At 52.9% G+C, this 437-nt stretch carries 1 protein-coding gene; it reads right to left on the reverse strand.

Going from position 1 to position 437, the window contains the following annotated elements:
* A partial coding sequence (locus GHO32_RS26225; protein WP_153443128.1) for a transposase occupies window positions 1–437 on the reverse strand: 437 nt, incomplete at both ends.

Raw genomic sequence — 437 nt, forward strand, 5'->3', positions numbered from 1 at the left:
TAGCCCAGTTCGATTTCCCAACGCTGACTGTAAAGATCGACGATCTCATCGCACGGGAAGCGCAGCGGATCGGTCATGGAGGTCAGCACGCTTACAACCTTTCCCTTGATCGTTTTGCTTAATAATCGCGCTCGAATTTCTAGCGGTAAGCCTGGCCATTGCTTGCGGGCTTGAGGCGATGTCCGCAGCATGACCAAGGCATCATTGCGCCCAATCTTGTGCTCGATCTCGTACTGAGTGCCTTTTTTCAAAGGGATCAGCCAGTGTCGATGCTCACCTTGTGATTGCCAGTGGTGCAGCAAGCCCAACGAGTAGAACCCTTTGTCGAACAGGGTGAGCGAATGATCGGGAGTCGTGGAGATCAGTTTTTCGGCCAACTTCATTTCGCTACTGTGGTAGCTCTCGAACGTGCTGCTTATCAGCAGGTGGCTGGTCAG

The sequence above is a fragment of the Pseudomonas sp. FSL R10-2189 genome (assembly GCF_009600325.1).
GTDB classification, from domain to species: Bacteria; Pseudomonadota; Gammaproteobacteria; order Pseudomonadales; family Pseudomonadaceae; genus Aquipseudomonas; species Aquipseudomonas helleri.